The organism is Mesorhizobium sp. M7A.F.Ca.US.006.04.2.1, assembly GCF_004022915.1.
Taxonomy (GTDB): domain Bacteria; phylum Pseudomonadota; class Alphaproteobacteria; order Rhizobiales; family Rhizobiaceae; genus Mesorhizobium; species Mesorhizobium ciceri.
Window position 1 is genome coordinate 1 of record NZ_RZQA01000172.1, and the last position, 8,935, is coordinate 8,935.

8 protein-coding genes, 1 pseudogene and 1 riboswitch are annotated in these 8,935 nt (G+C 63.8%); of the genes and pseudogenes, 4 read left to right on the plus strand and 5 right to left on the minus strand.

Translation table 11 applies throughout. The features are described from left to right. Positions 1-828 (plus strand): cell division protein FtsZ (gene ftsZ, locus EN925_RS11860; RefSeq protein WP_128336557.1); only part of this gene is annotated, 828 nt, incomplete at its 5' end. 57 nt (positions 829-885) lie between these two features. On the opposite strand, the gene fba is transcribed toward ftsZ, so the two are convergent. The 3 genes from fba to EN925_RS11875 all read right to left on the minus strand — a co-directional run bounded on the left by fba (position 886) and on the right by EN925_RS11875 (position 4,116). Beyond that, the gene (fba, locus tag EN925_RS11865) at positions 886-1,950 is read right to left on the minus strand and encodes a class II fructose-bisphosphate aldolase (RefSeq protein WP_013532928.1); all 1,065 of its coding nucleotides are present in this window, start codon (positions 1,948-1,950) and stop codon (positions 886-888) included. A 164-nt stretch (positions 1,951-2,114) separates the two neighbouring features. Then, positions 2,115-2,588 (minus strand): 6,7-dimethyl-8-ribityllumazine synthase, encoded by a 474-nt coding sequence (locus EN925_RS11870; RefSeq protein WP_027163855.1) that lies wholly within the window; start codon positions 2,586-2,588, stop codon positions 2,115-2,117. 77 nt (positions 2,589-2,665) lie between these two features. Continuing rightward, positions 2,666-2,880: riboswitch (FMN riboswitch) on the minus strand. Positions 2,881-2,946: 66 nt separating this feature from the next. Further along, complete coding sequence (locus EN925_RS11875) at positions 2,947-4,116, minus strand: MFS transporter (protein WP_027163854.1); 1,170 nt, start codon at positions 4,114-4,116, stop codon at positions 2,947-2,949. A gap of 49 nt (positions 4,117-4,165) precedes the next feature. On the opposite strand from EN925_RS11875, the gene EN925_RS11880 reads away from it, so the two are divergent. Continuing rightward, positions 4,166-4,705, plus strand: a complete 540-nt coding sequence (locus EN925_RS11880; protein WP_013532925.1) for an Lrp/AsnC family transcriptional regulator — start codon at positions 4,166-4,168, stop codon at positions 4,703-4,705. Positions 4,706-4,715: 10 nt separating this feature from the next. On the opposite strand, the gene mtnA is transcribed toward EN925_RS11880, so the two are convergent. Beyond that, the gene (mtnA, locus tag EN925_RS11885) at positions 4,716-5,810 is read right to left on the minus strand and encodes an S-methyl-5-thioribose-1-phosphate isomerase (protein WP_013532924.1); all 1,095 of its coding nucleotides are present in this window, start codon (positions 5,808-5,810) and stop codon (positions 4,716-4,718) included. Beyond that, positions 5,807-7,081: an S-methyl-5-thioribose kinase gene (gene mtnK / locus EN925_RS11890; RefSeq protein WP_063171611.1), complete on the minus strand. Its 1,275-nt coding sequence runs from the start codon at positions 7,079-7,081 to the stop codon at positions 5,807-5,809. The genes mtnA and mtnK overlap by 4 nt, the downstream gene beginning before the upstream one ends. 135 nt (positions 7,082-7,216) lie before the next feature. On the opposite strand from mtnK, the gene EN925_RS11895 reads away from it, so the two are divergent. Continuing rightward, complete coding sequence (locus EN925_RS11895) at positions 7,217-8,728, plus strand: sugar ABC transporter ATP-binding protein (protein ID WP_024502579.1); 1,512 nt, start codon at positions 7,217-7,219, stop codon at positions 8,726-8,728. A 43-nt stretch (positions 8,729-8,771) separates the two neighbouring features. Further along, a pseudogene (locus tag EN925_RS11900) lies at positions 8,772-8,930 on the plus strand (ABC transporter permease); the annotation flags it as partial. Positions 8,931-8,935: the final 5 nt, after the last annotated feature.

Sequence of the window (8,935 nt, forward strand, 5' to 3'; positions counted from 1 at the left end):
GGGCTGGGCGCCGGATCGCTTCCCGAGATCGGCCGCGCCGCGGCCGAGGAATCGCTCGACGAGATCATGGATCATCTGGCCGGCACGCATATGTGTTTCGTCACCGCCGGAATGGGCGGCGGCACGGGAACCGGTGCGGCTCCAATCATCGCCCAGGCGGCGCGCAAAGCCGGCATCCTGACGGTTGGCGTCGTCACGAAGCCGTTCACCTTTGAAGGCCGGCGCCGCATGCAGATGGCCGAAGAAGGCATCGAGCGGCTGCGCGAGAGCGCCGACACGGTGATCGTCATCCCGAACCAGAACCTGTTCAGGATCGCCGATGCCAAGACCACCTTCGCCGATGCGTTCGTCATTGCCGACCGGGTGCTCTATGCCGGCGTCAGCTGCATCACCGACCTCATCGTCAAGGAAGGCCTGATCAATCTCGACTTCGCCGATGTCAAATCCGTGATGCGCGACATGGGCCGCGCCATGATGGGCACCGGTGAGGCTTCCGGTGAAGGCCGCGCGATGAAGGCGGCCGAAGCCGCGATCGCCAACCCGCTGCTCGACGAAGTGTCGATGAAAGGCGCCAAGGGCGTGCTGGTCTCGATATCGGGTGGCAGGGACATGACCCTGTTTGAAGTCGACGAGGCCGCCACCCGCATCCGCGAAGAGGTCTACGAGGATGCCGACATCATCGTTGGCGCCATCTTCGACAAGGGCATGGAAGGCCGCTTCAGGGTCTCGGTCGTGGCGACGGGCCTCGACCGTGCTTTTGGCGCCGAGGATGCCGACGCCGGCATCGCGCGCGACCACGCCGGTCAGCCGGCGCGGACGCTTCAATAGTGTTCGGTAAACGGGCAGGGCGCTGCCGCGCTCCTGCCCTCGATACCAGCGTTCAGCTCAGCCGAACTTCGGGTCCAGACTGCCCGACTTGTAGCGCTTGGCCATTTCGGCGACCGGCAGCGGCTTGATCTTCTGCGCGTTGCCGGCGGTGCCGAACTGTTCGAAGCGCTCCTTGCAGAGCTTGCGCATGGCGGCCATGGCCGGTGTCAAATATTTGCGCGGATCGAACTCGCTTGGATTCTCGGTCAGCACCTTGCGGATCGCGCCGGTCAGCGCCATGCGGTTGTCGGTGTCGATGTTGATCTTGCGCACGCCGTGCTTGATGCCGCGCTGGATCTCCTCGACCGGCACGCCCCAGGTCGGCTTCATCTGGCCGCCATATTTATTGATGATCTCCTGCAGATCCTCGGGCACCGAGGACGAGCCGTGCATGACCAGGTGCATGTTCGGCAGGCGGCGGTGGATCTCCTCGATGACGTTCATGGCCAGCACCGCGCCGTCCGGCTTGCGCGAGAATTTGTAGGCGCCATGGCTGGTGCCCATGGCAACCGCCAGCGCATCGACATGGGTGTCTTTGACGAACTCGACCGCCTGTTCGGGATCGGTCAAAAGCTGGTCGTGGCTGATCGCCCCTTCGACGCCGTGGCCGTCTTCCTGCTCGCCGCCGCCGCTCTCGAGCGAGCCGAGCACGCCGATCTCGCCTTCGACGGACACGCCGCCCCAATGCGCCATGTCGACGACGCGCTTGGTGATGCCGGAATTGTAGGCGTAGTCGGCCGGCGTCTTGCCGTCTTCCTTCAGCGATCCGTCCATCATGACGGAGGTGAAGCCGTACTGGATCGCGGTGACGCAGGTGGCTTCGTTGTTGCCATGGTCGAGATGCATGCAGACCGGAATGTCGGGATGGATTTCGACCAGCGCGTCGATCAGCTTGGCCAGCACCACGTCATTGGCATAGGCGCGCGCGCCGCGGCTAGCCTGCAGGATGACCGGCGACTTGGTCTCCTCGGCGGCCTCCATGATGGCGAGGCCCTGTTCCATGTTGTTCATGTTGAAAGCGGGCACGCCATAGCCGTATTCGGCGGCGTGGTCGAGCAATTGTCTCAGTGTTATGCGAGCCACCCAATAGTCTCCCGTATCTGGTTTCAAGCGCAACGTCGCGGGCCGGCCGGTTTGCCGGTCGGCCCTTGATGCTTCTGGCGGGATTTCAAGGGAACCGCAACCTTCGGAGCGCTTATCGATCGCAATTCTTGTTGCAGGGTTGAAATCCGGCCAGTTTGACGACCTCAGGCCGCGATCAGGTCCCGCGCCGCCAGGAGTTGCACGCAGGCGTTCGCCGCTTCCTTGCCCTTGACGGTGAAGTGCTCGAAGAAGAAGCGGTGGTGCTCGGCGCTGTCGTGGTAGTTGTGCGGGGTGAGCACCGCCGACAGCACCGGCACGCCGGTCGACAGCTGCACGTTCATCATGCCGTCGATGACGGCACTTGCGACGAACTCATGCCGGTAGATGCCGCCATTGACGACAAAGGCTGTGCCGAGGATCGCGGCATAACGGCCGGTCCCGGCCAGGGTCTTGGCATGCAGGGGGATCTCATAGGCGCCGGGCACATCGAAGATGTCGACGGTGAAGCGCTCGCCTCCCAGAGAGGCCAGTTCCGTCTCGAACGCCAGTACGCACTGGTCGACGATATCGGCATGCCAGCGCGCGCGGATAACGGCGATGCGGGTCGTTTCGTAGTCTTTATGGGAATGCTGATTCATGGGTCCATCCTTCCGTTTCGAACCAGAATCAGGACGCACGATACGGATTAAGCCCGCGAAAAGCGGGCCGGCTTCCGTTTCGTCCTCTTCCATCCGGACTGTAACCGTCGGCTCCGGAATCACACCGGATCTGCTGACCTTTCCACTAGAGCGCCACGCGTCCCTTGGACGCGTAAAGGACGCTCTAGCACTTAAGAATCCACGCATTGATGCGTGGACCGGAAAGCGCTCGCGGGCTTGGGTAGAAACCCTTACCGCCGGTGGGGACTTTCACCCCGCCCTGAGAACATTAACGGCTTTGTATGAAAGGGCAGGACGCTGCTGTCAACCGTGAGAAGGTTGGGCCAAGTCCGTTCGACTACCGCGTGCGCCACGCCGCCGCCGATGCGGCGATCAGCATGAGCAGTGCTGCAACCATCACGCAGACAGCAAAGCCGAAGTTGGAATAAAGCGGCCCGAAGCTGGTGGTGCCGACAAAGACCGCGAGGTAAGTCACCGCACTGTTCAGCCCCATGATCGTGCCGCGCCGCGACGGATCGAGCGCCGACAGGCGCATCACCAGGACATTCAGGCCGAAATGGTTGGCCAGTCCCCAGATTGCCACCATGGTCAGGGTCAGCCCGAAACTGTCGCTCGTCGCCGCCATCGCGACGTAGACGACGGCGACAAGAAGATAGGCAAACGGCATGACGCGCCGCGCACCCAGTCTGTCGATGATGCCGTCGAGCAGAGCAGCCGTCCCGAAGCCTATGCCGTAGGCAAGCGCCGCCAGGCCATTGGCGCTCACCGGCTGTCCAAGCCCGACATGAAGATGGTCGCCGAGATAGCCATAGACGCCGTAGAACGAAGTCATGAAGGCCGCGCACGCGACCAGCAGCGGCAGGATTCCGGGAATGCCGAGCGCTTCCAGCGGGGCGGGCGCCGGTCCGGCCTTCCTGGTGTCGCTGAGCGACGTCGCTGTCAGCCCCATCCATGCAAGGGCCGCAAGCACCGCGACCGCTGCGAAAACGGCGCGCCAATGCACCAGATCGGCAAGCACGGCCGAAAGCGAAACGCCGGCAACCATGCTGAGTGTCCATCCGGTCAGCACGACGCCGATCGTGCCGCTCTCCCTGCCCGGAGGAGCGATGGCCGCCGCGCTGGCATAGATCGCCGGCATGGCGACGCCGGCGGCGATGCCGGCCAGCAGCTGTGCGGCGACCAGCATGATCACCGTGGGTGCCGCGGCGCTGGCGACCAGCGCCAGTGCCAACAGCAGCAGTGCGCCCTGCAGCATTCTGCGAGCACCGAGCCGGTCGATGTAGCGCGCCAGGAACAGCGCGCTGGCAGAGGTGCCGAGGCCGAACGCGGCCGCCGCAATCATCACGGCCGGCACGCTGGTTCCGAACGACGAGGCGACAGCCGGTGCAATCGGACCCAGCACCAGCGAGTTCGAGCCGATGACCGCGATGCAGCCCGTCAACAGATAGGCAAGCGCCGGGATCGGGGCTCGGGCAGTCAATGGTGCAAGTTGATCAATGTTCGACATATCGGCATAATGGCCGTATTATATTCAGCGGAGAACCAGGAATTTCGCCATGGATGAAGAAACAGATGGCATTCTGCAGAACAGGCCAGCGGCCCGCGATCTCGACGCGATAGACCGAAGAATATTAGGTGTCCTGGTCGATGATGCCACGATCAGCTACGCCGAACTCGGCGATCGCGTCGGCTTGTCGCCACCGGCAGCGCATGAGCGGGTCAAACGGCTCCGGCGCAGCGGCGCCATCCGCAACACGGTCACCATCATCGATCCCCGGGCGGTGAAAAAGCCTTTGCTCGCCTTTGTCCATATCGACACCAGGGGCTGGGGAAAGACGCCGGAACTGATGGCGGTCTCGCAATATCCCGAAGTGGAGGAAATCCATACCGTCGCCGGCGACACCTGCATGCTGCTGAAGGTCCGCACCGAAGACACCAGGGCCCTCGAAGGCCTTTTGGCGCGCCTCTACGAAACGCCGGGCGTCACCTCGACGCGCAGCTATGTGGTGCTCTCGACCTATCTGGAGCGGCCGGTGCAGCCGGGTATCACCGAGACTTGGCCGACACCCAAGCACATGGCCGAGCCTCTGTACTAGAAGCGAGCGGCTACGCCCGCTCGGGAAACATCTGCTTCAGGCCCTCGCGCGAGGCCTTGGCGACACCGCGCTCGGTGATCAGGCCGGTCACCAGCCGCGCCGGCGTCACGTCGAAGGCCGGGTTGGCCGCCGGCGTCGTCTCAGGCGAAATGCGCACCTGGGCAATCTCGCCGGCGGCGGTCTTGCCCCAGACCAGCGAGACCTCGTCGGCCGAGCGTTGCTCGATCGGGATCTCGGCCAGACCGTCATGCACCGTCCAATCGATGGTCGGCGACGGCAATGCGACATAGAACGGCACGTCATTGTCGGCGGCGGCGAGCGCCTTGAGATAGGTGCCGATCTTGTTGCAGACATCGCCGTCGGCCGTGGTGCGGTCGGTACCGACGATGACCATGTCGATTGCGCCGCGCTGCATCAGATGGCCGCCGGCATTGTCGACGATCAGCGTGTGCGGCACGCCGTGCCCGGCCATCTCCCAGGCGGTCAGCTGGGCGCCCTGGTTGCGCGGCCGCGTCTCGTCGACATAGACATGGACCGGAATGCCGGCTTCTGTGGCCAGGTAGATCGGCGCGGTCGCCGTGCCGTAATCGACCGTCGCCAGCCAGCCGGCGTTGCAATGGGTCAGGATGTTGACCGGCTCGCCCTTCTGCTTGCGCGCCGCGATCGCCTTGATGATGGTGAGACCGTTCTCGCCGATGGCGCGGTTGAGGCCGACATCTTCGTCGGCGATCTCACTGGCCCGCCGATAGGCGGCTGCAGCGCGTTGTTCGGTAGGCAAAGGCCGCAGGAAGCGCCGCATTTCGTCCAGCGCCCAGCGCAGATTGATCGCGGTCGGCCGCGTCTCGTGCAGGGTCTCCCACACGGCGTCGAGCGCTGCATCCGACGCATCGTCGGCCATCTGCATGGCGACGCCATAGGCAGCGGTGACGCCAATGAGAGGCGCGCCACGCACCCACATGTCACGGATGGCGGTGGCGATGCCGGCAACCGTGCCGATCCTCTCGATGCGGAAATCATGCGGCAGCCAGCGCTGGTCGATGATATCGACCGAACGCCCGTCGTCGCTCAGCCAGATGGTGCGATAGTGGCGGTCGCCGACGTTCAAATGCTGCTCTCCTGTTCGATCAGCGCGGCCAGTTGGTTGACCTCGTCGATGCTGTGGATCTGGCGCCGGTTGACGGCGAGGTGGCGGCCGAATTTCAGCGCCTTTGCTTCACAACTGGCGCGCAGATCCTCGTCGGCAATGGTCTCGAAATCGGCATTGTGAGCGAGACCGAGGATGCGCCGGTGCACTTCGACGCCGGCAAAGCCTAGCAGGTCGGTCCAGATCTGGTGCAGCACATGGTCGCGCGCCTGCTCTGAGGCAAGGATGTCGCCCTGGTCCTCGAACAGGCTCTTTTGGTAGAGCATGCCGGTGCGCTCGCTGCGCCATAGATGCGAAAACTCGGCGCGGAACACCGACCAGGTCTCGACCGTCACACCGAGCAGATAGGCGCGCATGGCGTCGCGCTTGCCCTTCTGTTCGTGGCCGCGTTGCGAGAAGAAGGACATCCAGAAATTGGCAAGCAGCATGCCGACGTCGAAAGCCATCGGGCCGTAGAAGGCGAACTCCGGATCGATCATCCGGGTCTCCGTGTCGGTGACCATGATCGAACCGGAATGCAGGTCGCCATGCAGCAGCGTTTCGGCATTGGCGGCGAAGATGTGCTTCAGCCGCTGCGCCTCGACCTTGAGGTCGCGGTCGGCGCGCAGTTCGGCGACCAGGCCGTCGAGCTGCGGCGAGGTGTGCCGGTTCATCTTGGCATCGAAATAGGGATCGGAGAACACCAGGTTTTCGGTGATGTCGCAAAGCTCGACATTGTCGGCGAACAGCGCCAGATCGGCCTTGCGGTCCTTGGCGGCCATATGCAGGTCGGAGCCGCGAAACAGCGTCCGGGCCATGAACAGGCCGATATCCCGGGCGATGTTCGGCAGTTGGCGGCCGTCGATCAGGGCACGGCGCAGGATGATATGCGGCGGCGCAAGATATTCCATGATGATCAGCGCCTGACCTTCATCGAAATAATGGATCGCCGGCACCGAGCCCGGCGCGCGCGCCTCTTGCCTGGTCAGCGCGTGATATTCGAAGAAGGAGCGCTTCAACGGCAGCGGCCAGCTGTCGCCGACCAGGCGGACATAGGGCAGGGCCTGCTTGACCACGGCCGCACCGCTGGCGCCCTCGACGATGAACACCAGGTTGAGATTGCCGTCGCCGACCTCGCGGACCTTCCAGGCGCCAGTGTCCTTGCCGATCTTCGCGCACAGCGCCTCGTTGCCGCCAAGGCGTGCAGCCAGGGTTTCGACCGACAGGGCTTCGAACGGCAATTCTTCAGTCATCGTTATCCTCCCGCATATGCGCTTCCAACATAACGGAGGCGTGGCGGCCGGGCCAAGCTAGGAAGCGATCTGGCAATTGTCAATCGTGTTGACAATTGCCGATGCAGCTCATAGCGTCATGTCAGGGAGGAACGCATGGTCGGCAATGCCGTGTTCCGCGTAGAGGGACTGAGGAAATCCTTTGGCCATAACGAGGTGCTTGGCGGCGTCTCGCTGGAACTGTATGCCGGTGAAGTGACCGTGCTGATGGGCGCCAACGGCGCCGGCAAATCCACCCTCGTCAAGATCATCTCTGGTGTCTATGAACGCGGCGGCGGGACGATGGTGCTCGCCGACCAGGATTTCGCGCCGAAAACCCCGGCCGAGGCGATCCGCGCCGGCGTCGTCACCGTGCACCAGAACATCAATGACGGTGTCGTCGCCGATCTCGACGTCGCCACCAACCTGACGCTGGACCGGCTGAGCGGCAGCGGTGCGCCGACCCTGTTCAATCCAATGCGCGTGCGGCGAGAGGCCAAGGCGGTTGCCGACCGCATGGGGCTGGCCATCGATTTGAAGGCGCGGGTGAGTGATCTTTCGCTGGCCGATCGCCAGATGGTGGCGATTGCCCGCGCGCTGGCGCACAAGCCGAAAGTGCTGATCCTCGACGAGCCGACCTCATCGCTCTCCAGCGCCGAGGCTGATCGGCTGTTTGCCCTGATCGACAGGCTGCGCGAGCAAGGCGTGGCCATCCTCTACATCTCGCACCGTATGTCGGACATAAGGCGGCTGGCCGACCGCATCGTATCGATGCGGGACGGGATCATCTCAGGCATTTTCGACAAGAAACCGCTCGACTATGAAGGCGCGGTCAACGCCATGCTCGGCCGCAAGATCCATCTCGACCGGATTGTTGTCAGGGATTCAGCCAATGCCGTCTTCAAGATAGACGGTCTGCGCATCGCACAAGGCGCGCGGCCGATCTCGCTGACGCTCGGCGACGGTGAGGTCGTTGCCATCACCGGCCTCGTCGGCGTCGGCAAGACGGCGCTTGCCGAGACGCTGTTTGGCGTGCGCCAGCCGCTGGCCGGCACAATGACGCTGAACGGCAGGCCTTATGCGCCTGAAACAGCCGGCGAGGCGATCGCCGCCGGCGTGTTCCTCGTTGCCAAGGACCGCGGCGAGAACGGCATCGTCGGCGGCTTCAACATCCAGGAAAATATCAGCCTGCCGTTTCACAAGCGCATGTCACGTTTCGCTGTTCTCAAGCGCCGTCTGGAACGCGCCACGGCGCGCCGGCAGATCGAGGAGCTGGGCATCGTCTGCCGCTCCGAGAAGGACGAGATGTCGGAGCTCTCCGGCGGCAACCAGCAGAAGGTGATGGTCGCCCGCTGGATGGCCCAGCATGCGAGACTGTTCATTCTGGACGAGCCGTTTCAGGGCGTCGATATTTCCGCCCGGCGCGACATCGCCGCCAAGCTCAGGGCCAGTGCAAACGGACGCGCCACGCTGCTGTTCGTCACCGAACTCGACGAGGCGCTGGAGACCGCCGATCGCATCCTGGTCATGTCGGAACAGACCATCGTCGGCGAGCACCGCAATGCCGATGTCGATCTCGACCGCCTGTTGGCCGAGGTCGCCGGCGGGCCGCTGCACAGTGCCGCCTGAGCACGGGCGTTAGGAATGGGAATGGAAAGAGCATGGGTTCGGATTGGCTAAAAACGGCAGCAGCGCGCGGGAGCGCCGAATGACATTGCGCGACCACGCCATCCGCTACGGCTTCATCGTGCTCTTGTTCGGGCTCGTCGCCTATTTCTCGATCGCCGCCGACGGTTTCGTTTCGCCGCAACGTGCGGTTTTCATCTTCCAGTAGGT

Coding starts and splice junctions, on each gene's coding strand:
- EN925_RS11870 (WP_027163855.1), bottom strand. CDS start 2,588: ATGAATCAGCATTCCCATAAAGACTACGAAACGACCCGCATCGCCGTT.
- EN925_RS11875 (WP_027163854.1), bottom strand. CDS start 4,116: ATGTCGAACATTGATCAACTTGCACCATTGACTGCCCGAGCCCCGATC.
- EN925_RS11880 (WP_013532925.1), top strand. CDS start 4,166: ATGGATGAAGAAACAGATGGCATTCTGCAGAACAGGCCAGCGGCCCGC.
- mtnK (WP_063171611.1), bottom strand. CDS start 7,081: ATGACTGAAGAATTGCCGTTCGAAGCCCTGTCGGTCGAAACCCTGGCT.
- EN925_RS11895 (WP_024502579.1), top strand. CDS start 7,217: ATGGTCGGCAATGCCGTGTTCCGCGTAGAGGGACTGAGGAAATCCTTT.